This window comes from Leptospira kanakyensis (genome assembly GCF_004769235.1).
Taxonomy (GTDB): Bacteria; Spirochaetota; Leptospiria; order Leptospirales; family Leptospiraceae; genus Leptospira_A; species Leptospira_A kanakyensis.
In genome coordinates, this window is record NZ_RQFG01000005.1 from 1,281,730 (window position 1) to 1,308,616 (window position 26,887).

Genomic DNA, 26,887 nt, shown 5'->3' on the forward strand with positions numbered 1-26,887 from the left:
TCCAACTAGTTTGGAATCCGTGCGGAAATATCTTTCCTTAGTTTTTATCTTTGTAATCTTTCAACCTACACTCTTCGCAATTGATAGTGATGCGATGAAGGAAGGAAAAAAGGCTTTTTCAAAAAAAGCCTATGGCGAAGCGATTAAAAAATTTACAAAACACGCCGACTCACACCCGCAAGACGGTGAGGCTTATATGTATTTGGGTTATATTTACGAATATAAAAAAGATTATCCTAAATCCATTCAAAACTTTAGAAGAGCAGCCGATTTGGATTTGGACAAAGACCAAAGAAAAACTGTCCTCTTAAAACTCGCATTATTTTTTAATTACCACCAAGATTGGAATTTATCAGCAACGTACTCTTCTCGTTATTTGAAATACGATCCTAAAAATGAAGAAGTTCAAAAGATTTACAATCGCGCTGTGGGAAACAAAGGAAATCCTTCATCCACACATACATATTCGCACCCAACAAAAGTAGAATCTAAACCTTCAGAACCAAAACAAACAGAAGTCAAAAAAGTCAATTCTAAAAAACCAGAAGAAGTTTCAGAATCGACAGAAACCACAAAACCAAGTGAATCCTATGAACAACTTTTGGCTAACCAACCCCACCTAGAAGATGTTCGTTGGGATTATGTTTTATCTTTGTTTGATGAAAAAAAATACGATAAAGCGGAAGCCAATCTTAAAATCCTAATCGAAAAAAATCCATCTAGGTCCAGATACCATTACAAACTGGGAATTGTAAAATTAAGACAGGATGATCCTAAGTCGGCGATTGAATCTTTTGAGCGGGCTAAAAAAAATCCGTTTTCTAAAGACACCAATGTTTTTTTATATTATGTATATCTGAATGAAGGTTTCGCCTTTCAAAAGTTAGCCGAAGTTGATAAAGCAGAAACATCCTTCCAACAAGCATACAAACAATTACAAAAAGACCCTCCCCTTTTGGCATTGGCAAGGTTGTACGAACAAAAATCAGATTGGGAAAATTGTATTTCTTCTGCTGACAAAGCTTTGTCACTCAATCCAAACCAAGTAGAATCTCATATGTTCCGTTTTGTTTGTATGTTTGAAGCAGGTAAAAGAACCAAAAAGTTTGATACAAGTTTTGCCAAGTATTCAGAGTTTATTGATTCGAAATTTCCAGACCTGACCCAGACCCCAGAGAAATACCAAGTAGGATTTATCAAACTAGCAAGGCGTTATACGGAAACGAATGCCTTTGACAAAGCAGAAACTTATTTTTCCGTTTTGGAAAAAGATCCGGCTCGTGCCGAATCTCGGGAGTTTTTATTCTATCGTGGGCGTAATTATTTTTATTCAGGGAAAGTGGATTCTGCCATTTCTATCCTTCAAAAAGTAACAGGATCTTCCTCGGGACATTATCTACTGGCTAGATGTTATTCCAGAAAGGGTGACGTTCCTAAAACCAAAGAACAGTTTAAGTTAGCTGCTGATTTAAAACCAGAGTATTGGACATCTGAATCTTTAGAGAAAGATTTTAAAGAGGTTTGGAAAGATTCATCTTTTCGGGATTTTATTGGCACAAAAGCGGGTACCGTGAGTGCCCAAGTGAAACCTTAATCGAATACAGGGATTGATTAAAAATATTAAAAACAAAATGCCTCGGATATAATTCTCTGAGGCAATCAGATCTAATCTTCTTTAGAATCTTTTCCAGAACCTGGGCTTTTAAACAAATCTGCGCGTAGTTTTTTAAAGGTATCTACGGAGATTTGGCCTGGCGCTTTTGGTTCGCCAAGTGTCATATAGGTGAATGTTGAATGAAACTTATCACCGAAAACGCGAGAGATAAGACCAAGTTCACCCATACAAATTCCAATCATTGTATTTGATTTAGATAAAAGTTTAATATCGTTTAAAAAATCTGCAGTTTCTTCAATGTCTTCTGGTGTGATCGCAAATTTGAAGATAGGGTTCTTCTTTTTAACAGGTTTTGCTTTGTTTATGAAATTGGTCATTTCATTTGCAAGGATAGACTTTTTGAAAGAATGATAAGAATAAATGATTCGATAGTTTAGAGTTTCGTAATTGCGAAAGATGGTGTCTTCTCGATTGAGTTCAATGTCTAGGTAGTTGGCATTGTCGTTAAAATCTTTCAGGATTCCTTCTACATCTTCATGGAAAAGTTTTACATATGACCTTACACTGCTATCTTCTGCTCTTCTGTAAGTGAATAGAACCGGAAGACCGAGTGCCTTCAGTTTTTTTTTCATTTCTTTTTGGATGTAATTTCTGGAAAAAAGATCCAATCGGACTTCGATGACATCGACATCCTTTACATCTTTTTTTTGTAAATGGCGAAGGTCATCTTCACCAACAGAAGCTATGATTTTATAAGATTCTGGCATAATAATTTATAATCCTTTTTGTAATAAATCGTGAAGGGATATCATTCCCACAAATAAACCTTTTTCATCCACAACGGGAGCAACAGAGATCGGTCTCTCACGGCCTTCCATTTTGATGAGAACATCATAAGCCTTTTCATCGGGTCGGAAACTGTTGGGATTTGCGTTCATCATTTCTTTGGCAGTGACCGTAGGTAGAAGTGTGTTTTTAGTTAGATATTTGCGGATGTCATAATCAGTAATGAGGCCAACTAGTTTGGAATCTGCATCCACAACGCCTGTAGCACCGATCCCTTTCTCTGTAATTTCTTTGAGAATGGTTTCAAGATTGGCATCCAGAGAAATAGAAGCATTCCTCTCTCCTTTTCGCATAACATCGGATAGGTATAAGGAAAGTCGTTTTCCTAGTCTTCCTGCTGGATGGTATAAAGCAAAATCATTGGCTTGAAAATTTTTTAATTCCATAAGAGCCACGGCAATGGCATCTCCAAGAACTAATGCAATGGTTGTACTAGATGTGGGAGCTAAATCCAAAGGACAGGCTTCTTTTAAAACTGGAGTAATGATGACTACATCGGAAAGAGAAGCTAACTTTGATTTGGCGTTAGCGGTGATCCCAACAATTTTTGCTCCAATTTTGCGAAGAGTCGGAAGAATGTAGTTGAGTTCTTCAGATTCTCCGCTTTTGCCAATTGCAAGCACCACGTCATCAGGCCCAACAATTCCAGAATCTCCATGAGAAGCATCTGTTGGGTGTAAAAAATAAGCCGAGGTTCCTGTGGAAGAAAGTGTATGGGAAATTTTTTTGGCAATGTCACCAGATTTACCAACACCAGTGACGATCACTTTTCCATTGGAATTTAAAATGAGATCGATACAATCTTTGACGGAAGGATCGAGTTTGTCACGGAAGTGGACGAGAGATGAAATTTCATCATCTAGTGCTTGTTTTACGATTGATATAGTATCTTTTTCTTTCATGTGAGCAATTCCTCCCAGGCCAAATCATCCACTTTGATTTCATAAGAAAACGCAGTTTCGACTCCTGGAATCCTTAGAACCACTAAGGTTTTATTTTTAACTTTTAATATTTCCATTGTTTTCCCCTGCAATGGTCCACTGATGATTCGAACCATTTTTCCTTTTTCTAAAACGGATTCAGGACGTACCGTCAAGGAATCAGCATACTTTTTAAGGCCTTCTTCTAAAATATCTAAATCGTCCTGCGATACAGTAGCAGGTTGACCCTTGTGAAATACAAAATGGTGGGAACCCGGTAATTGGAGGACTTTATTTTTATCTCTCCAGAAAACAATATGAACAAAAATATAAGAAGGTAGAATAGGAACGTGAACCCATTTGAATCGGTCTGTCCATTTTTTCCTTTCTTTGCGGATGGGGAGATAGTTCTCCAAATGGTATTTTTTTAGAAGTTCACTGAGTTTTTTTTCCGCTCTTGGTTTTGTATACACAATGTACCAAGCACTCTCTTCTATGGGGGGATTAGTCTCGGACATCTAAGCGGAACCTAATGGGTAGAACAAATTCTTTACCTTTGGAATATTGAAACTGCCAATCGGCGAGCTGCCGACGCACCTGTAAATCAAAGACCTCATACCTGCATGGGGTGACCACTGCAATTTTTTCCAGGGAACCATCTTCTTTGATCGTAAGTTTGTATGCACAAACATCTTCTAATTTCTGTTCCAAGGCCAGAGCAGGATAACTCAGACAATTTTGAAATTCGGTAATTTCGTCTTCCCAGGTTTTGGTTCCGTCCACCTCGGAAGCATTTGCCGCCGATGAAGTTGTGGTATTTCCAAATCCGGAAGAAAATTGTAATCGGATGGAAGAAACCGCCCCTCCTTCTGTGAGGTGGAGGAATGGCGAATCTATGTCACTTTGAAGGTTATAGGTGACGAGAGCCAAAAGTAACAAGAAATGCGATCCAAAAGCAATGAACAGTGCCTTGTATTTCGAACCTTCAAAGAGGATGTGCATTCCAAGTTCATGAAAAACTTTATTGGAGAGAATGCAATCTCCATTTTCATTGTCCGTATATGCCTTCAAGTTGGGGAAAAATTTTCAGAGTGTCTACCTATGGTGAATCCCACGGAACTTCCGTCGGTGTGGTTGTGGATGGAGTCCCAGCTGGTTTGCCTTTTCCAGAAGAAGAAATCCAAAAAGATTTAACGCGCCGTAGACCAGGCCAAAATGATCTCACCACTCCAAGAGATGAAAAGGATCGGATGGTTGTGGAATCGGGTGTGTTCCAAGGAAAAACAACGGGAAGCCCGATCCTTATGAAAGTGAACAACCAAAACACCATTGGAAGTGACTACGATGAAATGGCCCATGTCTTCCGGCCTTCTCATGCCGATTATACTTATTCAGAAAAATACGGTCACCGTGCGCATGTAGGTGGTGGTCGGTCTTCCGTTCGAGAAACGATCGGTAGGGTTGCCGCTGCAGGTCTTGCCCGTGTGATCTTAGAACGCGAGTTAGGAATCTCAACCGTTGGTTGGGTAGATTCGATTGGTCCAATTGATTCTAATATTGGTGAATCTGAATTTCCTATCACAAGAGATATTGTAGATAATTTTCCAACGAGATGTCCTAAACAATCTGTGAACGATGAAATGGAAGTTCTCATTCGTAAACTTAGAGATGAAGGAGATTCTGTGGGTGGGGTTGTAAAAATTGTCGTTCGCAATTTACCTCCTGGCCTCGGTGATCCCGTCTATGACAAGTTAGATGCCGATTTGGCAAAAGCAATTTTATCAATTTCTGCTTGTAAGGGATTTGAAGTGGGTTCGGGATTTTCTGGTACTCGCCAAACAGGAAGAGTTCACAACGATGAATTTTATATTGAAGCAGGGACAGGAAAAGTAAAAACAAGAACTAATAATTCTGGTGGAATCCAAGGTGGAATTTCCAACGGAATGGATTTGATCCTTCGCGCGGCTTTTAAACCTACTTCTACAATCAAACTAGAACAAAAAACCATTAACGATAAAAAAGAAGAAACCATTTTAAAAGCGAAAGGTCGTCATGATGCTTGCGTTTTGCCAAGAGCCGTTCCCATTGTGGAAGCTGTGGTAAATCTTGTGCTTGTGGATGCTTATCTTTATCAAAGAGCCTTACAACCAAAATGGTTTATGAAATATGCGAATTTAGATTCGATTCCAGAGCAATAAAGGTAATGTAATCAAATGAACCGTCCAAAAGTTTATAAAGTTCTTTTACTCGAAGATGATGAAAGTAGTGCTAAACTATTGTTACATACTTTGGAAAGATATAACTTTGATGTCACTCATGTTGCGGATGGGATGTCAGGCCTTACCAAAATCAGAAACAATAGTTATGATTTGGTGATCAGTGATGTCAATATGCCTTATCTCGATGGAATCAGTTTTTTAGAGAAAGGGAAAGAGATGTTGAAGATGACTCCTGTCATCATGTTGACCGCAGTGGGTGAAAAAGACCAAGTCAAGAGAGCTGCTCTCAGTCACGTGACAGCTTATCTTTTGAAGCCGATTGCCAACCAAGCTCTTCTTGAAAAAATCGCATTAGTTTTGCAGTTAAAACCAGAGAACATCATTGATAAAAAAGAATTTCCTTTGGTGATCAATGTCTCTGAACTTTCCATTTCACAAATGCTTTTGGAGATTAAGGGTTGTCCGGGTAAAAAATCTTTAGATGAGATTTACGATCGATTTATGTTATCTCTGGGGGGACGAGGTAGTTTTACCAATTTGAGAATCAATCTCGATAACACCTTCTTTTATGAAGTCAGATCCTTACAAATCTTGGACGATCTCATTGCAAAAATACTCAAACAGACCAATATCCGAGCAAGTTCCTTGTTTTTAGATTCGGAGTTCTTCAATAACAATGTAGTGGATTTGCAACCGTACTCTTATCTTACCGAAGTAAATATAATTTCAAAATGAAGGTTTGACAAAATCGAAAGACCTAGGTCTAATCAAACCTAGGGGGCCTGTTCTTTGGTTAAGATAAAGATAGACGGACTCGAATACGAAGTCGACGAAAAGAAAAACCTCATCGATGCCACAAAAGAAGTCGGAGTCGAAATCCCTTACTTTTGTTACCACCCAGCACTCAGTATCGTCGGTATGTGCCGCATGTGCCTTATCGAAATAGAAGGTGTTCCACGTTTACAAGCTGCTTGTAATACTCCTGTAAAAGAAGGAATGGGTATTGTTACTAAATCAGACCGAGTGAAAGAAGCTCGCGCTGGTACTATGGAATTCCTTCTCGCAAATCACCCGTTAGATTGCCCTGTTTGTGATAAAGCTGGTGAATGTCGTTTGCAAGACAACGCATTTGGTTCCGGTTCTGGACATTCCAGATTTGAATTTGATAAACGAAATATTCCTCAAGAAGAGATTGGAACCAATCTCATCATCAATCATAATCGTTGTATTGTTTGTTATCGTTGTGTTCGTTTTGAAGAAGAGAAGGTGGGGGAATCCAATCTTGGTCTTTTTGAACGTGGTAACCATTCCATCATTGGGCTTGCGAAATCAGAACCAATCGATCACAACTACCAAGGTGCTTTGGCAGATATTTGTCCCGTTGGTGCTCTATTAAATAATAAGACGTTATTTAAATCGCGTGTTTGGTGGTATAAATCTCAGAAATCTGTATGCCACGGCTGTTCCACAGGTTGTAATGTAACAACGAATGTACGAGACAATAAAATGTATCGTTACATGATCCGAGAAAATTATGACCAAGGTATGTTCTTCCTTTGTGATAAAGGTCGATTTGATTTGGATTGGATGAATCAAAATCGTCTCCATAGTTATTTGGAAGCTGGCAATCCTTCGACTTCAAAAGAAGTAGTTTCTAAAATTGTAGATCGAATGAAATCTGCTAAGTCCATTGCCGTTCTTGGTGGTGCTCATGAATCCAATGAATCTTTGGAAGCCTTAAAAAAAGGTTTTGATTTAGTTTCGCGCGAGTTAGGTGGTAAATCCATCCAATGGGAATCGAGAGTGACTGATGCACAAAACAAAGAAACCGAACAAGTGGATTTTTTACTCACAAAGGATAATCATCCTAATACAAAAGGGGCTCTTGATTTAGGAATCACTACTCCTTCCGGAATTTCTGGAATCATCAGTGCCGTTAAGTCCGGTTCTATTGATTTAGTAATTGTGTTGAAAGAGTCCATTCCTGAAGGAATTGATCCTTCTAAAGTAATTGTTTTTGATACCAATTTGACGGATGCAGCAAAGAACGCAAGTTTGGCGGCACCGATTCAAATTTTTGCAGAATCTGCAGGTAGTTTTACCAATAAAAACGGTCTCAAACAAAACTTTGAACAGTCATTGAATCCCATCAAGGGACTTTCAAGTGCTGCCGGTGTTGTGGATTTGATTTTACAGAAGTTAACTGAAAAAGTGGAGGCATCCGTTGGGAACCGTTAATGTAGTCAACGTCGCCAAAAAACATCAGTTTTCTTGGTATGAGAAGTTCTATTTTTGGTCCATTGGGAAAGGCCTTTGGATCACACTGAAACATTTCATTAAGGTAGCTTTGTTCAACCAACAAGTGACCATTGAATATCCTGACAAAAAACGCCAGTATTCCACTCGGTTTCGCGGAATGCACTCGATGAAACGAGATGAAAAAGGTCGGGAAAGATGTACGGCTTGTTTTTGTTGTATGTGGATTTGTCCGGCCAACGCGATTCATATCGAAGCGGCAGAAGTCCCGACGGACCGTCAACACCTCCATCCAGAAGATAAGTTTGCTAAGAAATTTGAAATCAACTTACTCCGTTGTATTTTTTGTGGTCTTTGTGAGGAAGCTTGTCCTAAGGGTGCGATTTACCTAGATGGAACTGGGGAAATGGCTGCGGACAACCGTGAGGACTTATTTTTAACCAAAGAAAGAATGATGGAAAAAACTGGCGGACCGATCCTCGGCCAAAGGAATTAAGTTTATTTTTTCTTTTTGATACAATAGCCCGGTTTTTGTTTTTTAATTAAAACTACCGGGTTTTGTTTGTAAAACCGACTTTATTATAACCTTCGTGAATTCATTTTCTTTGATTCAAAAATTCAAATACAGTTCTTCTGATATAAAATTCGCAAACAAATTGATAACAATCAAAAGTTTGAGAAACCTTTTCAGTATTTTTGTTTGGATTATCGTGTTTGGATTTCATTTTGCACTTTCTGCTGAAACTACCATCATTGAAAACGAAGAAGATGAAAGGCGTGTCCTTGAGAATCACGCGTTTGAAAAGTTACGATTTGGCCTCGCCAATCATATTCATTATTATAAAGTTAAAAAAACCAAAAACACTGTTGTAGAACAACGATCGGGTCGCAAACGATTGTATGACCATAATTTGATCCTTCGTTCTATATTCCGAAATCGGATTTTACATCATGAGTATGGTTCCATTGGACGACTGTTAGATGGTGCGAGTTTTATCGATTTTGGAAGTGCCATTCTTTATGAAGAAGGTGCCGTGACAGTGAGAGATTTATACGAAGACGAGTTTCTTGCACGGTATATCAAAAAGATTGTGGCTACCGACATCAATGATCCGGAATACGATCACACTCGTTATATCGAAATTCACTTAACAGAACGAGATCCTTTTCCCTTTGCTTTTAATGAAATTCCTTACCGTTTGGATGATCCTTCTTACATCCGAATTTTAACGAAACTTTACACTCCCAGTGAATTTTCACCGGTGATCTTTCGTAGTACCAATTCTGGACCTGATTTATTTTATACAGTGGAAGAGATGCGAGATCACTTTCGTTCGGTTCTCGATGCCAATCCCCACCGTACCATTTTATATTTCTTCAATCGTTACATTTTCTTCCGGACACCTTGCGAATCCAAATTCCAACTCCTCGGAACCATCGATGAAAAGGTAGGAGTGAACCATAGTTTCAGTGCCTGGCGTTATGTGGATTGGAACAAAAGGGAATTTTCGGAGGCTATCGAACCCAACTATCGGTACATCCGCATTGCTGAAGAACGAAATGAAAGCAAGGCTGACCGGCTAGATTCGATGATTTCGGGGTTTGGGTGCCAAATTCGAGCAAAAATGATCTACTACCGTCACAAATTCATGAAAACTATGACGAAATGATGATTTTTTTACTTTTCTTGTGAGGCGAACTCTGTACGTTTTTCCTAGAAACACCCAGAGAGAGGTAAACCCATGGGGAATTCCTATATTATTGATGCTGTCCGAACTCCGAGAGGAAAGGGCAAAAAACGTGGGACACTTGCATCCGTCCACCCACAAGAATTAGCTGCTGCCACATTAAAAGCCATCCAATCACGTACCGGAATTGATCCCAAAACGGTTGAAGAAGTTGTAATGGGTTGTGTATCCCAAGTTGCTGACCAAGCTGCATGTATCGCACGTTATGCGGTTATGGCTGCTCATTGGCCAAAAGATGTTCCAGGTTATACTGTGAACCGATTTTGTGGATCCGGATTACAAGCACTCAACAACGTAGCAAACCATGTTGGTTCTGGAGCGATGGAACTTGGGGTTGGAGGTGGAGTTGAATCCATGAGCCGTGTGAAAATGGGTGATGATATGATTGGTCGTGATTTTAACGTTGGTAACGATAAAATTGCTGCACATTACAACCTAGTGCCACAAGGGATTTCTGCTGACTTAATCGCAACTAAGTATGATATTTCTCGTGAAGAAGCAGATCGTTTTGCAGAATCTTCACAACAAAAAGCACATGCTGCCATTCAAAACGGACTTTTTAAAAAATCTGTGATCCCAATTACTTTGGATGATGGAACCGTTGTGACAGAAGAAGAGAACCCACGTTTGGAATCAGACTACGCTTTCCTTTCTGGTCTTGGCCCTGTATTCAAAACCATTGGTGAAAAAGAATTGGATGCGATTGCATTACGTTCTTACCCAGAAGTAACAAAAATAAATCACATCCATACACTCGGAAACTCTTCTGGTATTGTTGATGGTGCTGCTGCAATCTTAGTTTCCAATGATGAAGGATTGAAGAAATACGGTTTGAAACCACGTGCAAAAATTCTTGCAACAGTGGCAACTGGTGAAGATCCAACGATTATGTTAACTGGTCCTGTTTCTGCTTCTCAAAAAGCTTTGAAACAAGCTGGCCTTAGTGTAAAGGACATTGACCTTTGGGAAATCAACGAAGCATTCGCCTCTGTAGTGTTATACGTAAAGAAAACACTCGGAATTGATGAATCCAAAATCAATGTGAACGGGGGAGCAATTGCTCTTGGACACCCACTCGGAGCAACAGGAGCTATCCTTACTGGAACGGTTCTTGACGAGTTGGAAAGAAGAGACCTTCGTTACGGACTCATCACTCTTTGTATCGGTGGCGGTATGGGTATCGCTACTATCATCGAAAGATTGAAGTAAGACCTACCTTTTGAAAAAACACGTTTAGATCCTTCGAAAACAGGATTTAAACGTGTTTCGTTGATTACACACGTCCTTGATATTTCAGACCTCCCTTTGTGGGGAATTAATTATTTCTTATACAAATTAACGAATTCCTCGAAAACTTCTTTCCCACTACTAGATTCATTTAAACACCATTCTTTTACTTTTTCTAGGTCAAAGTTCTGACTTTTTGCAACTAACAATGCTTGATCCAAACATTCCCGAGCCTTGAAGTGTAGGAAGGAAGCAAGTCTATCTTTGATACAGTCTGTAGGAGATAGAATTTTAAGAATCTTCCCTTGAAATTCTTTTTCATCAGGGACAATTTTATAATCGTCTCCTATTGATACTGGTGCAGATACGAATTCAATATATAAATGCTGACATTTTGGATGAACATAATGACGATTGACCTTACTAAAGCCAATACTTTCCATCGTAGTTTTGATTTCAGATGCCTTAGATAGAAGAGGTTCAACTAAATCCAAATCACCAGAACGATACGCACCTCTTGAGTAAATGGCAACAACAGCACCACCAACCAAAACAGATTGGATTCCTTTATGTGCGAGATGCCATCCTACAAATTTCCAAAGTTCTTCTTCATTTACTTCAGACCAATTAGGTTCTTCCATAAACGGGTTTCCCTTTCTCTCTAGGCCTTCGTCTTGCGGAAAATATTTTTTCTTTCTCTTCTATAGTTAAAGAATTATAAAATATTTCTAAAATTCCTTTAATAGGTTTAACAAAAGGAGATTTTTGATTAAATGAAAAAACCCTAGTTCTTCCTACGTTTTTGGCAACGAGGATACCGGCTTTTTCGAAACGTTCTAGTTGCATTCTAATGGGTGTAGGCGCCAAAGCATAATCCTTTGCAATGGCAGCAGAATGAATTTCATTGTAATGGAATAAATGGAGAAGTACCCTTGAAGCTGTTTTATTCCCAAATATACCATCAAGTATCATGATTAATCAGTATAAGTTCTATTATAAATATCAACTAAAAAATAGTCGATATAAGCTAAAAAATAGTTCATATCAACTACGCCTAACATCATTATAAACGTATTGCAATTAAATCTGCCCAATATGAGAAATGTACTATGAGCGTAACACAGACTTTCCCAGGCACATCTTGTAACCAATGTAACTTCAAAGTCGCGGAAGTTTTAGATGGTTGCCCGTCCTGTGGGAGTGAATCCACTGAAAAAGTGGATTTAAAAGAGAATGGAACCATCCATTCTTTTACAGTTGTGTATGTTGGATTTGGACATATGGCAAGCCGTGCCCCTTACGTTCTGGCAATTGTGCAAACAGAAGAAAATGTAAAACTCACTACTGTCATTGAAGGTGTTACAGATTTTAATACGGTGAAAATTGGAGACAAGGTTCGATTCAAAGGTATGGACGATAAGATCGGCCCTGTATTTCAATATTAGAATTTTCAAAGAATCTTTATCTTCAGTCGAATCTGAGAGTGCGAATGGATAAAAACAAAACGAATCTGTTTTGAAAGTCATATAGCAAAAATGAAATCTTCTTCTTCAAAACAAAATCCTAAATCCAAACTAAAATATCCCCTTCCTTCAGAGGAAGTATCATCCTATTATTTTAACCTAATGCCCGCAATGTTAGAGAAATTTATGGAGATCCGAACTTGGATTTATGAATTATCAGAAGCGGAGGAAAGGATCGGTGTCATTGAGGAATGTTTGAAATGGGGAGAGCCCAGTTTTTTAACACCTAAAACAAAATCAGGTTCTACCATTCGAATCGGAAAGGTAAACGATTCAGAATTTGCTCTTTATTTTAATTGTAAAACCACGATTGCCAAAGAAATCGCAATAGAGTTTCCCGAATTGAACTGCGATGGGAAAAGAGCCTTGTATCTATCATCCAGTAAAAAGCTTCCTAAAACAAAACTCATAGTTTGTTTAAAGAAAGCATTGTTGTATCATAAAAAAAAATTAGATTTATCTTAGAAATCAGCGAAAAATTGATTCATTCATAGCAATTCAATGGATTAAGAGGAAAGTTTAGATCATGAAACCAAAGGAAGGTTCTTTCCAATATTCGTTTCGGGTTCGGTATTCGGAAGTGGATTCGCAAGGGATTGTTTTTAATGCCAATTATTTAAATTATTTGGATGTGGCTATTACCGAATACTTTCGTACAAAGGGAATTTCTTATTCAGAATTTATAGATCGTTACCAACTTGATTTTCATGTCGTACAATCGCTCGTTGATTATCGGAATGGAGCCAAGTTCGATGATGAGTTGGCGATTTCTTTAGATCCAAGTTATCAATCTTCGAAGATTTTTTGGTCGTTTCAAATGGAATGTGGAGATAAACTTATTTGTTCAGGAGTTCTTACTTATATTACAGTGAGTCATGTCACAAAGAAGATTGTATCGCTACCGGAAGAGGTGAGTCAGTTGTTACAGTTGGAAAAGAAATTTGATAAGGCTAAAAGCTAAAACAAAAATCAAGGCTAATTATAAATTCTGTATCCAAATTGAAATTCCCTCGCGCCACCGATCGCAGCGGAAATCCTTTCCTGATTCCATTAATTTAAATTTTAAAATGAAATTGGAAAGATTGGAGCGGAGAGCGGGATCGGGCAAAGATGAAAGTGGGATCCCTCGATGGATTCGAGGCGCCCCACTGAATCAATATAAGTTTCCTTTTTTAGCAAAAAGATAAAAGCAAAACTTAGAAGTTGCTAGTTTTCTTTTTTTCCCCTTCCGGTTCTTTTTGTCCTCTCCAACCACCGCCAAGGGCCTTATACAAACCAACGTTAGATTCTAATAAACTATATTTTAATTCATACACTTCGATTTGAGCTTCTAAGAAGTCACGTTGTGTAAATAAAACATCAATGTAGTCGATGCGGCCGGCTTTAAAGAGAATGTTGGAAATCTCCACAGATTCTTTTAAGTTTAATACTTGTTTGGTTTTTGCTTCAAACTTTTGGTTTAGATTGTTTATCTTTACAATTTGGTTGGTGACTTCTGTAAAAGCTTTGAGGAGTGACACTTCATAATTGTATAAAGCTTGGATTTGCATATTGTTTGCAGTGGCATAGTTTGCTTCAATGGCTTTTCTATTGATGAGCGGCGCAATGATTCCTCCACCTAAACCGTAAGCTAAGGATACGGGTGTACCTTTAAAATGTTTAGAGTTAAAGGCTTCATATCCAATGTTTCCATCAATTTGAAGTGATGGATAAAATTTGGCACGAGCCACTTCGACATCTAACTTTCTGGATTCTAACATTAGTGTTGCTTGTTTGATGTCAGGTCTGTTTTCCAAAAGATCCACTGGTACTGACTTTTGAATTTCAGGTAATGAGATCTCTAAAAAATCTCCTTGTTTCCTTGTGATTTTTTCTGGGAACCTTCCGAGTAAAAAATTCAAACGGTTTTCAGTGATGGCGATTCGTTGGACGATATCGAATTTTCTAGCTAAGTTTTTTGAAACTTCTGCTTCAAAACGTTTTACGGCGAGTGAAGTCGTGCGACCTGCTTCTCTTTGGAGAACTACGATTTCTTTGACTTTGGTAAGTACTTCAATGTAGTTTTCAACTAAAGTGAGTTGGTTGTCGAGGGCAATCAGTTCAAAATAGGTATCGGTAATTTCTGCAACTAAGTTGGTGACAACATACCGTTTTCCTTCGATCCCTGCCAGATAACGAAGGTAAGCTGATTTGGTTGCATTCCTTAGTTTTTTCCAAATATCGATCTCCCAACTCATCACAAGCCCGCCGTGGGCAAAGAGGGTCGGGGAGTTGGCATTCGGTGTACTAAAGCGTTCTTTTTGTTCGCTCCCACCATCAGCTTGGAGGGATAACTTGGGAAGATATTCCCCTTGTCTTGCAAACACTTCATTGTTAGAAATGTTAATCTCTTGTTCTAAGATGGCAAGTTCCTGGTTGTTCTCAATCGCAAGATCGATAAGTTCGACTAACTGCGATTCTTTGAAAAATTCCTTCCAAATTTGGTTTACTAACTTCTCTGATTTTTCAGAACTTTCCCAATTTACAAATTCATCTGGAAGTTTTAAATCTTCTTTGTCTCTTTCTAAGAGAGCGGGAATACAAGAGAATGTGAATAAAAATATTGAGGTAATGAGAATTCGTTTCATCTTACTTCTTTCCCCTTTTTGATTGTTTTCTTTCAAGTTCAGAAGTTATGTAACTTTCAGGTGATTCTGTGAGTGGCATAAGATCTTCTTTGTAGATTAAAGTTTTTCCTTTTGCAATGTTTGCAAAAATAATGTATAATCCCGGAACGATGATGACACCAAAGACCGTTCCAAATACCATTCCACCTAACGCACAAGCACCGATGGTATGATTAGCGATAGCTCCGGGGCCCGTTGCAAAAACAAGAGGTAATAATCCGGCAACAAAGGCAAAGGAAGTCATTAGGATCGGCCTAAATCTTGCTTTGGCACCTTCGAGAGCAGCTTCAAACACGGTTAAACCGGCTTCCTGCCTTTGCCTTGCGAATTCTACAATGAGCACGGCATTTTTTCCAAGTAGGCCGATTAACATAATCATCCCGATTTGTGCGTAAATATCGTTGGCTAGACCTAAAAGTTTTAGTAGAAAGAAGGTTCCAAAAATTCCTGGTGGGAGTGATAGAATCACAGAAAAAGGAATGATGAAACTTTCATATTGGGCGGAAAGAACCAAGTAAACAAAGACAATCACCGCGAGGAAGATAAAGATCGCTTCATTCCCATGTGCGGCTTCATCGTAAGAGAGACCTTCCCAACCCACTTCAAATCCAGCAGGAAGATTTTTAGATGCTTCTCTGATTCCTTTGATCGCATCACCAGTCGTATAACCTTTGTTTGGCAAAACATTGATCACCGATGAAGTGTACGCATTGTATCTTGTAATTTCGTTGGCTCCTTGTTTTTGTTCGAGAGACAAAAAGGCAGAGTAAGGAACCATTTCCCCTTTGTCGTTGGGAGTGAACAAACTCAAAATATCGGATGGCAATCGGCGAAATTCTGGAAGGGACTGGACATAAACTTTAAAGAACTGGTTAAAACGAATGAATCCTTGTTCATAAGTACTACCAACAAGGATATCCAAATTATCCATTGCTTCTCCAATGTTGACACCTTTTTGCATTGCCAGTTTTCGATCCAACTTCACTTCGAGTTGTGGAAACTTTGCGGAATAAAAAGAGAATAGTCCTGTTAACTCTTCTCTTTTGCGAAGTTCTCCCATAAACTCTTCGTGCACTTTGTCAAAGGCCGTATAATCCCCGCTATTGGTTTTGTCTAATAATCGAAACATAACCCCACCAGCAGCACCAAATCCTGGTACGGCAGGAGGTTCAAAAAATTCAATGATGGCACCAAAGTTTTTTGTATTGTGTTCGAGTTCTTCCATCACATCGTGAACGGAATTTTTTCGATCTGACCAATCTTTTAAACTGATTAGACATGTTCCTGCATTGGAACCTTCTCCTTCTGTTAGAATTTCATAACCGGCAAGGGATGCAACAGAGTCGACACCTTCAATTTTTAATGCGACCTCTTGTAGTTTGCGAGCTACATCATTTGTTTTTTCTATGGTTGATCCAGGAGGAGTTTGTATGACTGCGTAAATCATACCTTGGTCTTCTCCAGGAACAAATCCTGCGGGAACAATTTGTGTTAATAACAAAAATCCCACTGTAAAACTAAGGAGGATGGAAACAATAAACACTTTTGATCCAGAAAAACGATGCATTAGGTTTACATATTTTTCTGTTACTTGATCAAAATAGAAATTGAATTTGGTTAAGAAAATATCGATGGGATTGTGAGTTTTTTTATCGTGAGAATGAGGTTTTAGAATCATAGCTGTGAGCACAGGTGTGAGTGTTAATGCTACGAATCCAGATAAAACAATGGATGTTGCCATTGTGATTGCAAACTGCCTATAAAATACTCCCACAGGTCCTGGTAAAAAAGTCACAGGAACAAATACGGCCGTCATAAGGAGTGTGATGGCAATGACGGCACCACTGATTTCTCCTAAAACGCTTTTTACAGATGCATAAACACTTAAGTGTTCTTCCGCCATTTTTGCATGTACTGCTTCCACAACAACGATGGCATCATCCACAACAATTCCGATAGCAAGCACCATGGCAAAGAGTGTGATTAAGTTGATGGTAAGACCTAAAGCCAACATAAAAGAAAACGCACCGATTAAGGATACGGGGACTGCTATGATGGGGATGAGAGTGGAACGCCAATCTCCAAGGAAGATAAAAACAACGATGGCAACCAGAACGAAGGCTTCTACAAGAGTATGAATTACCTTTTCAATGGCAGCATCGATAAAGTTAGAGACATCATAACTGAGTTTGTAATCCATTTGCGGTGGAAACGTTTTTTTCAGTTCCTCTAACTTTGATTTGATATCCTCGATGACTTCTTTGGCATTACTTCCTTCCGTTTGTTTGAACATGATTGCCGCTGCGGGATGTCCATCTACATCGGAGTAAATATTATAAAACTCGCTATCCAGTTCTACTTTGGCTATATCTTTTAAGTATAGAACCTCTCCACCATTTTTGGCTCGTATGATGATGTTTTCATACTGCCCAGGTTCATTATACCAACCTTCATAAGTCAAAGTGTATTCTAAGGATTGAGCTTGTTTTCCAGAACTTTGACCAAGTCGACCTGGTCTTGCAATGATACTTTGGTTTTGGATGGATTTCATCACTTCTGATGTGGTTACATTGTATGCTCGCATTCGATCTGGATTTAACCAAACACGCATAGCATATTGTCTTGTTCCTAAAATCTTAGCTTGTCCAATTCCGTGGATACGTTTTAGTTCAGGGAGTAGGAAGACTGTCGCATAGTTGTATAAGAATTTTTCACTCGCATTGGGGTCTTTACTGTATAAATTCACATACAGCAACATACTTGGTTGAACAGGTTGTACAAAAATTCCTTCCAATCGCACTAACTCTGGAACTCGGTACATCATCTGATCTACTCTCGTTTTTACTTGAACAAGGGCATCATTTGGATTGGTTCCCGGTTCAAATAAAACTTGGATGATGGCATCACCAGAACTGGTAGATGAAGAAATCATATACCTCATCCCAGCAACCCCATTGATGGCTTGTTCGAGAGTTGTGATGGTTGATTGCACTAATACTTGAGCGCTGGCACCTGGAAAGGATAAGGTAATGGTTACCCTTGGTGGTGCAATTTCAGGAAATTGTGATACCGGAATGTTTTTAATGGAAATCAATCCAACAAAAACAATTAACACAGATAAGACGATGGCAAGGACGGGCCTTTGGAGAAATTTAGTAAACATAAATTAACCTCCTAGTGCGCAGCTAAGTCAAAACTTTTTAAGATATTTTCACGAGACTCCACTTTGTATTTGATTACATCGTCATCGTGAACTTTCCCAAGACCTTCTAAAAGTATGATATCGTTTTCTGAAATCCCAGACTCTACAACAAATAGATGAGGAATTTCATTTGCTATTTTGATCTCAGTAGCTTTGATTTTACCTTTAAGATTAATGATATAAACATAGTGTTTATCTAGAACTTCAAAGGTTGCCTTTTGTGGAATGATCAAAGCATCTTTTAGTTTTTCATGAACGACAACGTTACCAGTTTCTCCATGTCGGAGTAGTCTATTGGGATTGGGGAATGTCGCACGAAAGGGAATAGTACCTGTTTCACTATCGAACTCACCTTCAATGGTATCGGCGATTCCTTCTTGTTGGAAGAATTGGTTATTCGCCATTAAGAATTTAACCTTTAATGGTTTATCACCTGCTTTCTTTTCACTTGTGAAATTCAGATAATCCTTTTCGGATACGTTGAAATAAACCCAAAGTTTGGAAATGTCTGAGATCGTTGTTAGGAGAGTTCCTTCTTCCACTAAACTTCCCAATCGAACTTGGAACCTGTCAGTAATCCCGGTAAAAGGAGCAGTCACTGTTGCTAAGTTAAGATGAATCTGCGCCAGATCCATAGTGGCTTTATTTTTTTTCAGCCTAGCTTTGATGAGTGATAATTCTGTTTGAGATACTACATTTTCTTTAAAAAGTTTTTCTGTGTTTTCGTATTCGATGGAAGTGGATTCATACTCTGCTTTTGCTTTTTCATATTGGGCATTGACGAGCATGGGCATCACTTGGAAAAGTTTTTGGCCTTTTTTAACTACTTTCCCTTCATCCATATAGATGTTGGTTAAATATCCTTTTTCGAAAGCTCTGATTTCAATTCGTTGGATGGCTTTTACTTGTGCCACATAACTTTTCTCAATGGTTACTTCTTGTTTCCAAGGGTATGCTGCCGATAACGAATTTTTTTCTTCGTGGTTACGAGAATGACAATTCACCAAAAATAAATTGAATACAGTGATGCTAACGATCAGTATCGAAAGTTTACGAAAATGCGAGTTTGTATTTTTTAAAGAAAATTCCATGGTATCCTCACTTTGTCCAATCCGATGTTGGAACAAATGATTAAGATCTTAAATCAACCGGCAGCATAAGTATGCGCCATTAAGGGTAAAAGATGTTAGATGGAATTTTTGGGAGGAGCGCGGTTCTTCTGTTTTTCTACGATTTCATAAGAAACAGGTTCCAGAAGATGGAAACTTAAAGAAACAGATGAAATTTCAATAGGTGAGGGAATATACGAAGATAAAGATGAATGAATGTGGTTTTGGTGGAGTGAATCTAACTTAGCTTCTTCTTCGGTTGGTTCCGAAATATTGCTAAGGAATAGGTTTAAATCGTACAAACTAGATGTATTGTAAGATTTTGTTTTTGTATAGTTGGTAAGACTTGTTGGGTAACCCTCAGTGTTAGTACTGATGAATACAAGTGAGAATAGCATGATTGCGATCCTACTTGCGATAGTCTTTGTCATTACCTGAACCATCTACTGCCAGCGAATTCCTGAAAGGAGAATTGTCAACAGTTTAAAACAATTATAAATCTAATTCATATTTATGAATAATGAATGATCGGTCATTCTGTTATAAAAAATATTCTACTTTGCAAAAATAACTGCTTCATTCGGGAACAAAAGTAATCCGCCAGTGTCCAACTCCTTTTCTAATTCAAAAGAGGAAGTTCTGTTTTTTGTGCTGAATAAAATTTGGTTCAAATCCCATTTTCTTGGGTAAGAAACACTCACCGGTTTTGAAGAAAAGTTTAAAAATATATATGTCTCTTCTTTGCCTTCTCTTCTTCTGTAGTATAATACTTGTTTGTCGGAACTTAAGTGTATTTTTAATTTCCCCTTTCTTAACGACTTTCTATCCTTCCGCAGTTGGATTAGTTTTTTATACGTGAAAAAAAGTGAATCCGGATCTTCTTTTTGTGATTCTACATTGATATTGTTTGCATCTTCATAGAGTGGAAGCCATGGTTTGCCTGTAGTAAATCCAGTGGTTTCGGATCCATTCCAAGGCATAGGAATTCGTTCCGGGTCACGGCCTGGATGGAAAGGCCAATATCTTTTTCCCACAGGGTCTTGGATTTTATTGTAAGCAACTTTCTGGCGTTTCATCCCAATCTCTTCACCGTAATAAAGAAACGGTGTGCCACGAAGAGTTAACATCATACAGGCTGCAAGTTCCGCACGTGCTTTTGTATCGGCACCTTTTTCATACCTTGTGATGTGACGCGGGAAATCATGATTGGAGAGGGTGTAGTTTGGCCAATTGTCATCCCCAAGTGCCGATTCAAAATCTTTTACAATTTGAAAGAATCGTTCAGCCTTCCATGGTGAGAAGAGGAACATAAAGTTGAATGCAAGGTGCAATTCATCATTACGCCCGCAATAAGTTGCAGGCAGAAGGACATTGCCGGGAAAATCTTGCATGATTTCACCAACAAACATTCGTTTTTCGGAATAGGAATCGAGAAGTTTACGCATACGACGAAGGATCCCATGCATTTCGGGACGATCCCGATCGTAAGCATGGACTTGTTTGTCGTAAGGTCTTGGCCCCTTCATAAAATAAGAAGCATTGTTACGTAAAAATTCATCTTTTACATATAAGTTAACTACATCGAGTCGGAACCCATCCACTCCCATATCCAACCAATACTTCATCATTTTAAAAATGGCATCTTCTACATCGGGATTACGCCAATTGAGATCCGGTTGTTCTTTTAGAAAGGAATGGAAATAGTATTCACCCGTTCGTTTATCATATTCCCATCCAGATCCACCGAAGGCACCAAGCCAATTGTTAGGTGGCCCACCTTGTTTTGGTTCCTTCCAAATGTACCAGTCTCTTTTGGGACTGTTGACGGAAGATCTGGATTCGACAAACCAAGGGTGGAGATGGGAAGTATGGTTGACCACAAGATCCATGATGATACGAATTCCACGTTTGTGTGCTTCTTTTAACAATCGTTTGAAGGTTTGGACGTCACCGTATACGGGATCAATTTCTTCATAGTCAGAAATATCATAACCAAAATCAAACATAGGAGAAGGATACACGGGTGATAACCAAATGGCATCAATGCCAAGCGAATCTTTCGAACCGGCAAGGTAATCCAATCTGCTGATGATTCCTTCTAAATCACCAATTCCATCTCCATTGGAATCTTGGAAACTACGTGGGTAAATTTGATAGATGACTGCTTCTTTCCACCATGCCATATTAAAAATTAATCTCCATGATTCCTTGGTTTTCTTTCACACGTGCTACGGACAAAATTCTTTCTTTGATGGCTAGGAGTAAACCCGTGTCCTCAATTTTTCTACCATCTTTCGTTTGGATATGAAAGGAATCATAAGCAAAATCCGCGCTGGTAGAGATCCTAACAAAAATGACTTCTAACTCAAAGTCGAGTAATGTTTTCAAAATTCGATACACAAGCCCAATGGAATCGGGAACTCGAACTTCTAAAACAGAATAAAACTCAGAAATGTCATTTGAAAATTTTACCAACTCTTCCACCATTCCATCGGGAATTTGTGGTAATGTTTTCCAAATGTTGGTTGTGGATGCAAGGTCTTCGATATTGGTTTTACCTTCGATACATTCTGTTAGTGTGGATTCGATATCGGAAATTTGTTTTTCTACAATTTCCCCACTACCAAATTCGTCTGTGATCTGCGCTTGTAAGATGAGTTGGTTTTCTTCGGTTCGGAAAAGTCTTAATCCCACCAAACTAAGTCCTAATGAAGATATAGTTCCAGAAAGATAAAGTAACATTTGTTTGTCTGCATTGGCAAATATTGACAAGGTGACAAATGCTGGTTCTCGTTCGGTAATCATTCGGAAAGGTAATCCTGAATTTTGCCATTCATAAAGTAATCCAAAATGTTGGAAAACACGCCTTGGTGTATTGTAGTTTAAGTAAGAAGAAGGTCTTATTTTCATACCAAACTCTACAATATGTTCGGATTGTTCCGAGGTGAGGCCTTCTTTTTCAATTAAATATGTTTCTAAAGTGGATTCAATCCGTTCTTGGGTGTCGGTGAGGTTGCCTTTTTTTTGTAAATAGGTGAGAGTGGAACTAAAGAGAAAATGTAAAATTTCTTTTTTCCAATTGGTTAAGATTCCTTGCCCTACTGATTTTGTATCAATGATGGTAAGGATGTACAATAACCTTAATGTGTTTTCGTTTGAAAATTGTTTTGCAAAAGAAGAAATGAGTTTGGGATCATAAATGTCTCGTTTGGATGATAACTCTGACATTACAATATGTTCAGCAACAAGAAATCGTAGAAGTTCTGTGTCTTCTTCTGACAACCGGAAACGTTCGGCAATGATGAGAGCAAGCTCCGCACCGTATTGGCTGTGATCTCCTTCTTTTACTTTTCCCGCATCATGGATGAGAATGGCCAGGGCCAAAATCTCAATTTTTTCACAAACATTGAATACATCTTGTACTTGTCTATCTTCCCATAAGTCAGCAATGAGAACATCCAATTCTCTTAAAATCAAAAGTGTATGTTCGTCGACTGTGTATTGGTGGTGGTAACTAAAAAGAGGAAAGTTTGTACAAGCTCCAAACTCAGGAATGAGTTTTCCGAGTATATTACATTCATGCATCAAAGTGAGTGTATGCCCAATTCGATTTTTTTTACGTAACATTCCCATAAAAGTATCTAAAACAGATTTTTGATTTTTAAAATCATCATCTAAGAAGTGTGATGCGAATCGAATTTGGTTTAAATCGATACGAGATGGTTCTTCTGAGTTTTCCTGGGACTCAGCAAAAAATTGGATGATATCATCATACAAACTATCTGGATTCGAAAGTTCTTTTTGGATTCGTTTTTTATTAAAATTGGTTTTTTCATCCAAATAAGTTCCAATATAAAAATACACATCCTTTTGGGCTTTGTAAAATTGACTCATAAAGGATTCGAGAGTTTTGATTTCGTTTTTCGGACCAAATCCTAAAAACTCGGCAACTTCCGGTTGGAGTCCTAAATCCAATCTGTCATTTTTTCGGCCACTGATGATATGAAGTGCTGATCTTGTTAAAAGTAAAAAATCATAAGCAGATAGAAGAGTTAAACTATCGCCTATCAAATAAAAATCAAAAATGCCACCGTCAGCGGAATCAGCGAGGGGATTGGTTTTTTCAATCCAATACATATGTTGGATATCACGAAGACCTAATGGGTCTATTTTAATATTGGGTTCAGAAAGTAAAATGGGGTTATAAGAATTGATGATCCGTTCGCGAAGGTAAGAGAGTTTCCATTCATTAAAAACTTTGATGGTTTTTTCAGGAATTTTTCCGAGGAAATCTGTTTTGTATTTTTGGAAAAGAACTTCGGATCCTACGAGGAAACGTGAATCAAGAACGGCATGGAAAGTTTCAATTTGATCCAAATACAAAAAAGATTCTTTGATTGTCCGGCAAGAATGTCCTACTTCCTTTTCATTGTTATATAAAAATGTATTAATTTTAGAAATGATTTCGCCGAGGACTTTATCTGATAATTTTCCATCATGAAGATAAAGAATGTCGATGTCAGAGTAGGGTGCGAGTTCCCGCCGACCATAGCCACCGACAGCAATCAAACAAAGATGGTCTTTTAAAGGGATTCCTTCCGACACTTCGTTGAAGAGAGTGCGAATGGATTCGTCGACAAGATTACTCAATTGGCGTGTAAAAAGCCTACCAGATGAAACTGTTTTGGCTTTTGGGAACGTCCGTTGCAGTTTTGCCTTGAGTTCTGATTTCATCATGTTAAGATGTGTTCCTACCTTATTGGACAACTTTAACATGAATCCGAAGATTAAAATCACAATTCAGTTTATTTTCAGTCATCTTTGCGCCTATCTCCTTGTTTCCATTCCCTACTTTCAATTGGTGATGAAAGAATATTATGAGGGAGATACAGCGGTTTTCCGATGGTTTCTTGTCACAGCAAGTGACGGTGCTGCTTGGTCGAGAGCCATGTCTTGGTTGTTCCCGGCCCTTATTTTTCAAGCTGTCCTTATGGTTAGTTTTCTAATTCTGATTTGGGACTGGTTTTGTTTGCAGACCTTCGGTAAACAAATGTTTGTTTTAGTTTGGATGCGGACAGTTCTTGGTGGACTTGCTGCCATTTCCCCTGCTGTCGGAAGTTTAGAAGGGATGGTATTTATGATTCCTGAAATTTCTATTTCGATCCATCTTTATGTAGCTTTTGAAATCTTTTTGCAGTCAGTTGTCCAAGCAGGAATTTTCCTTGGTTTAGTGAATCGGTGGAAAACAAACTCAAAAACTGACTAAGGTCATAGGGAAAATAGAATTAAATTTTAAAACACCAAATAATATATTAAATTGAGATCTTGTTTTATGCACATTCGTAATCTTCAAATTCCAATGGTTTCGATTCCAAACTTGTTTGGTTTCGTAAATAAAAAAGTGGTGATTTTATTTATCGGAATTTTTTGTCTTTCCACCAATGTTTTGTTTGCTGATGGATGGGAATCTTCCCTTTGGAAAGATAAAACTTATCGTAACCAAAGAGTTTCAAGCGCAGATCCAACCAACGGAAACGATGACTTCATCAAAATTCCAAAGAAAAAAACAATCACGATTGCAGAGATCAAAACAAGAGGAGTCATCAAACACATTTGGATGACCCTTGCCAGTAAAGATGTAATGGCCAGAAAAAATGCAGTGATTCGGATGTATTGGGACAACCAACCCCATCCTTCCGTGGAAGTTCCGTTAGGCGAATTTTTTGGGCAAGGTTGGGGAGAAGAATACATAATGAATTCGGCACCACTTGTGGCCGCTCCCAAAAAAGGAAAGTCAATGAACTCTTACTTTCCTATGCCTTTTGAATCCGGTGCCAAAATAGAAATTGAAAATGAATCAGACGAAGACATCAGCAACTTTTATTTTTACATTGATTATGAAGAATGGAAAGAACCTTTAAATTCGAATTTACGTTTTCATGCGCAGTGGAACCGGTCAGTGACTCAACCTAACACAACGAATGGGAAAGAAAACGAGTGGGGACTTCTCGGAGAAACGGAAAAAACTGTATTTAAAAAGGAAAATTACTTCTCAGTTCTCGAAACGGAAGGCAAAGGCCAGTTTGTTGGTCTCAATTTGTATGTCGATTCCCCAACACCACTTTGGTATGGAGAAGGAGATGATTTGATTTTCATTGATGGAAACCAAACGGAAGCCAATTTAAAAGGAACTGGAACCGAAGATGTTTTTAACACAGCTTGGTCACCAAAAGAAATCTTTATGCATCCATACTTCGGATATCCACGAGTTTCTGATTCTGTTGGTTGGTTAGGCAGAACACATTTGTATAGATTTTGGGTGGAATCCCCTATTCGTTTTGAAAAAAATTTCCTATTCTTATTAGAACATGGGCATGCAAATTCCTTGACCTTAGATTTAATCTCTGTTGCTTATTGGTATCAGAGTCTGAATTCAAAACCAATGAAGGTTTTGCCGAAAAAAGAATTCCGAACCAATAAACCGGAAATTAATTTTCGTCACATCCATAAGTGGCGGGATTCATTCCGAAGCGAAAAAGGTTATGGGGAAATTTGGGGTTATGAATGAGATTTATTCAGATATGTTTGCGAGAGAAATTGTCTCTCAATCCATCGATGCGATCGTAGTTTTAGATACGAATAACAAAATACTATTTAGCAATTTAGCATTACAATCGTTAACTGGTTTTTCCAATGACGAGTTAACTGGAAAAACGTTTTCTTTTCTTTTTCCTCCCAATGAAAAAGGGGAACAAAGTTCTATCGAATCTTTTATTAGTTCCAAAGACACTCATTACATCGCAGGGTTTTTAAAAGAACTGGAACTTGTCACTAAACCAAAAGGCACCATTCCTGTGGAAATTCGGGCCTTTACCATTCGTAACGAAAACCAAATGTTCTATGCGGCCATCATTCGAGATGTTCGCGAACGAAGACGTCTGGAAGAACAAAAAAATGTTCTCATTAGTAGTTTGAAACGTTTGGCCTATATGGATGAACTCACCATGCTACCGAACCGCCGTTCCTTTTCAGAAAGTTTGCAAAAAACAGTCGCTACTGTCAAACGTCGCAACAGGGAATCGGTGCTTGCGGTGCTAGATATCGATCATTTCAAAGTCATCAACGATACCTATGGACATGACATCGGGGATTTGGTTCTCAAAAAAATGGCCAATATCTTTGTGGATTGCCTGAGAGAAGAGGATACCGTGGGAAGGATTGGGGGAGAAGAGTTCGGTTGTATCCTGCCTGACACAACTACAGAAGGAGCGACGATTGTTCTCGATCGCCTTCGGGAATCGGTAGAAAACCATCGTTTTTTCATCTTTGATAACTATTACCTCAACATCACTCTGAGCATTGGATACACCAAAGTGCACCCCATCCAAAAACCAGAAGAGATTTTGAAATTGGCAGACATCGCACTCTACCAAGCGAAGAATCATGGCCGAAATCGGATCCAAGTCTACCCTGTGTGACATAATTTTAGCAGATTCTCACAAACTCTGCTAAAATTCCAGACTCCAATCATCTTCCTGCTTGACGAAAAAATCCCA

At 38.5% G+C, this 26,887-nt stretch carries 25 protein-coding genes; 13 read left to right on the forward strand and 12 right to left on the reverse strand.

Annotated features, from left to right (window positions below):
• Positions 1-10 precede the first annotated feature (10 nt).
• Positions 11-1,594: a tetratricopeptide repeat protein gene (locus EHQ16_RS06735; protein ID WP_135634478.1), complete on the forward strand. Its 1,584-nt coding sequence runs from the start codon at positions 11-13 to the stop codon at positions 1,592-1,594.
• A 71-nt stretch (positions 1,595-1,665) separates the two neighbouring features.
• On the opposite strand, the gene EHQ16_RS06740 is transcribed toward EHQ16_RS06735, so the two are convergent.
• The 4 genes from EHQ16_RS06740 to EHQ16_RS06755 are packed head-to-tail and all read right to left on the reverse strand — an operon-like array spanning position 1,666 to position 4,383.
• Entirely contained in the window at positions 1,666-2,382 is a 717-nt protein-coding gene (locus tag EHQ16_RS06740; protein ID WP_135634477.1) for a type I 3-dehydroquinate dehydratase, read from the reverse strand.
• A 6-nt stretch (positions 2,383-2,388) separates the two neighbouring features.
• Positions 2,389-3,363, reverse strand: coding sequence for a KpsF/GutQ family sugar-phosphate isomerase (locus EHQ16_RS06745; RefSeq protein ID WP_135634475.1), 975 nt, complete (start codon positions 3,361-3,363; stop codon positions 2,389-2,391).
• Entirely contained in the window at positions 3,360-3,899 is a 540-nt protein-coding gene (locus EHQ16_RS06750) for a UpxY family transcription antiterminator (protein WP_135634473.1), read from the reverse strand. The genes EHQ16_RS06745 and EHQ16_RS06750 overlap by 4 nt, the downstream gene beginning before the upstream one ends.
• Positions 3,886-4,383, reverse strand: coding sequence for an LIC_10042 family TonB-like protein (locus EHQ16_RS06755; protein WP_244241960.1), 498 nt, complete (start codon positions 4,381-4,383; stop codon positions 3,886-3,888). Before EHQ16_RS06755 ends, EHQ16_RS06750 begins: the two co-directional genes overlap by 14 nt.
• Positions 4,384-4,442: 59 nt before the next feature.
• Here EHQ16_RS06755 and aroC point away from each other — a divergent pair, with 59 nt between their 5' ends.
• The 6 genes from aroC to EHQ16_RS06785 all read left to right on the forward strand — a co-directional run bounded on the left by aroC (position 4,443) and on the right by EHQ16_RS06785 (position 10,813).
• Positions 4,443-5,579, forward strand: coding sequence for a chorismate synthase (gene aroC / locus EHQ16_RS06760; protein ID WP_135634469.1), 1,137 nt, complete (start codon positions 4,443-4,445; stop codon positions 5,577-5,579).
• A 15-nt stretch (positions 5,580-5,594) separates the two neighbouring features.
• Positions 5,595-6,335: a response regulator gene (locus EHQ16_RS06765; protein ID WP_135634467.1), complete on the forward strand. Its 741-nt coding sequence runs from the start codon at positions 5,595-5,597 to the stop codon at positions 6,333-6,335.
• 54 nt (positions 6,336-6,389) lie between these two features.
• Complete coding sequence (locus EHQ16_RS06770; RefSeq protein ID WP_135634465.1) at positions 6,390-7,838, forward strand: NADH-quinone oxidoreductase subunit G; 1,449 nt, start codon at positions 6,390-6,392, stop codon at positions 7,836-7,838.
• Positions 7,825-8,352, forward strand: coding sequence for a NuoI/complex I 23 kDa subunit family protein (locus EHQ16_RS06775; RefSeq protein ID WP_135634463.1), 528 nt, complete (start codon positions 7,825-7,827; stop codon positions 8,350-8,352). Before EHQ16_RS06770 ends, EHQ16_RS06775 begins: the two co-directional genes overlap by 14 nt.
• 178 nt (positions 8,353-8,530) lie before the next feature.
• Positions 8,531-9,526 carry a hypothetical protein gene (locus EHQ16_RS06780; RefSeq protein ID WP_244241961.1) on the forward strand — a complete coding sequence of 332 codons (996 nt, stop codon included), beginning with the start codon at positions 8,531-8,533 and terminating at the stop codon, positions 9,524-9,526.
• A 72-nt stretch (positions 9,527-9,598) separates the two neighbouring features.
• Positions 9,599-10,813, forward strand: a complete 1,215-nt coding sequence (locus tag EHQ16_RS06785) for an acetyl-CoA C-acetyltransferase (protein WP_135634461.1) — start codon at positions 9,599-9,601, stop codon at positions 10,811-10,813.
• Between the two features lie 110 nt (positions 10,814-10,923).
• Here the strand turns inward: EHQ16_RS06785 and EHQ16_RS06790 are convergent, their stop codons facing one another.
• Positions 10,924-11,472: a hypothetical protein gene (locus EHQ16_RS06790; RefSeq protein WP_135634459.1), complete on the reverse strand. Its 549-nt coding sequence runs from the start codon at positions 11,470-11,472 to the stop codon at positions 10,924-10,926.
• Positions 11,459-11,803, reverse strand: coding sequence for a winged helix-turn-helix domain-containing protein (locus tag EHQ16_RS06795; RefSeq protein ID WP_135634457.1), 345 nt, complete (start codon positions 11,801-11,803; stop codon positions 11,459-11,461). The genes EHQ16_RS06790 and EHQ16_RS06795 overlap by 14 nt, the downstream gene beginning before the upstream one ends.
• Positions 11,804-11,940: 137 nt before the next feature.
• Between EHQ16_RS06795 and EHQ16_RS06800 the strand changes: the two genes are divergently transcribed.
• From EHQ16_RS06800 to EHQ16_RS06810, 3 genes are all read left to right on the forward strand, one after another.
• Positions 11,941-12,276, forward strand: a complete 336-nt coding sequence (locus EHQ16_RS06800) for a Zn-ribbon domain-containing OB-fold protein (RefSeq protein WP_135634455.1) — start codon at positions 11,941-11,943, stop codon at positions 12,274-12,276.
• Between the two features lie 90 nt (positions 12,277-12,366).
• Positions 12,367-12,819, forward strand: coding sequence for a hypothetical protein (locus EHQ16_RS06805; protein ID WP_135634453.1), 453 nt, complete (start codon positions 12,367-12,369; stop codon positions 12,817-12,819).
• Positions 12,820-12,880: 61 nt separating this feature from the next.
• On the forward strand, positions 12,881-13,315 hold the full coding sequence (locus tag EHQ16_RS06810; protein WP_135634451.1) for an acyl-CoA thioesterase: 435 nt from the start codon (positions 12,881-12,883) through the stop codon (positions 13,313-13,315).
• A gap of 235 nt (positions 13,316-13,550) precedes the next feature.
• Here the strand turns inward: EHQ16_RS06810 and EHQ16_RS06815 are convergent, their stop codons facing one another.
• The 6 genes from EHQ16_RS06815 to EHQ16_RS06840 all read right to left on the reverse strand — a co-directional run bounded on the left by EHQ16_RS06815 (position 13,551) and on the right by EHQ16_RS06840 (position 24,068).
• On the reverse strand, positions 13,551-14,981 hold the full coding sequence (locus EHQ16_RS06815; protein ID WP_135634450.1) for a TolC family protein: 1,431 nt from the start codon (positions 14,979-14,981) through the stop codon (positions 13,551-13,553).
• A gap of 1 nt (position 14,982) precedes the next feature.
• A complete protein-coding gene (locus EHQ16_RS06820; RefSeq protein ID WP_135634448.1) occupies positions 14,983-18,183 on the reverse strand; it encodes an efflux RND transporter permease subunit in 3,201 nt (1,066 codons plus the stop codon).
• Between the two features lie 11 nt (positions 18,184-18,194).
• A complete protein-coding gene (locus tag EHQ16_RS06825) occupies positions 18,195-19,313 on the reverse strand; it encodes an efflux RND transporter periplasmic adaptor subunit (protein ID WP_244241962.1) in 1,119 nt (372 codons plus the stop codon).
• A gap of 95 nt (positions 19,314-19,408) precedes the next feature.
• On the reverse strand, positions 19,409-19,762 hold the full coding sequence (locus EHQ16_RS06830; protein WP_135634446.1) for a hypothetical protein: 354 nt from the start codon (positions 19,760-19,762) through the stop codon (positions 19,409-19,411).
• A gap of 123 nt (positions 19,763-19,885) precedes the next feature.
• On the reverse strand, positions 19,886-21,514 hold the full coding sequence (locus EHQ16_RS06835) for an alpha-glucosidase (protein ID WP_135634444.1): 1,629 nt from the start codon (positions 21,512-21,514) through the stop codon (positions 19,886-19,888).
• A 1-nt stretch (position 21,515) separates the two neighbouring features.
• Positions 21,516-24,068: a [protein-PII] uridylyltransferase family protein gene (locus EHQ16_RS06840; protein WP_135634442.1), complete on the reverse strand. Its 2,553-nt coding sequence runs from the start codon at positions 24,066-24,068 to the stop codon at positions 21,516-21,518.
• Positions 24,069-24,105: 37 nt separating this feature from the next.
• Between EHQ16_RS06840 and EHQ16_RS06845 the strand changes: the two genes are divergently transcribed.
• The 3 genes from EHQ16_RS06845 (at position 24,106) to EHQ16_RS06855 (ending at position 26,809) form a co-directional block, all read left to right on the forward strand.
• Positions 24,106-24,597, forward strand: a complete 492-nt coding sequence (locus tag EHQ16_RS06845) for a hypothetical protein (RefSeq protein WP_135634440.1) — start codon at positions 24,106-24,108, stop codon at positions 24,595-24,597.
• 66 nt (positions 24,598-24,663) lie between these two features.
• Positions 24,664-25,899 carry a glycoside hydrolase family 172 protein gene (locus tag EHQ16_RS06850; protein WP_135634438.1) on the forward strand — a complete coding sequence of 412 codons (1,236 nt, stop codon included), beginning with the start codon at positions 24,664-24,666 and terminating at the stop codon, positions 25,897-25,899.
• Positions 25,892-26,809, forward strand: coding sequence for a sensor domain-containing diguanylate cyclase (locus EHQ16_RS06855; protein ID WP_135634436.1), 918 nt, complete (start codon positions 25,892-25,894; stop codon positions 26,807-26,809). The genes EHQ16_RS06850 and EHQ16_RS06855 overlap by 8 nt, the downstream gene beginning before the upstream one ends.
• Positions 26,810-26,887: the final 78 nt, after the last annotated feature.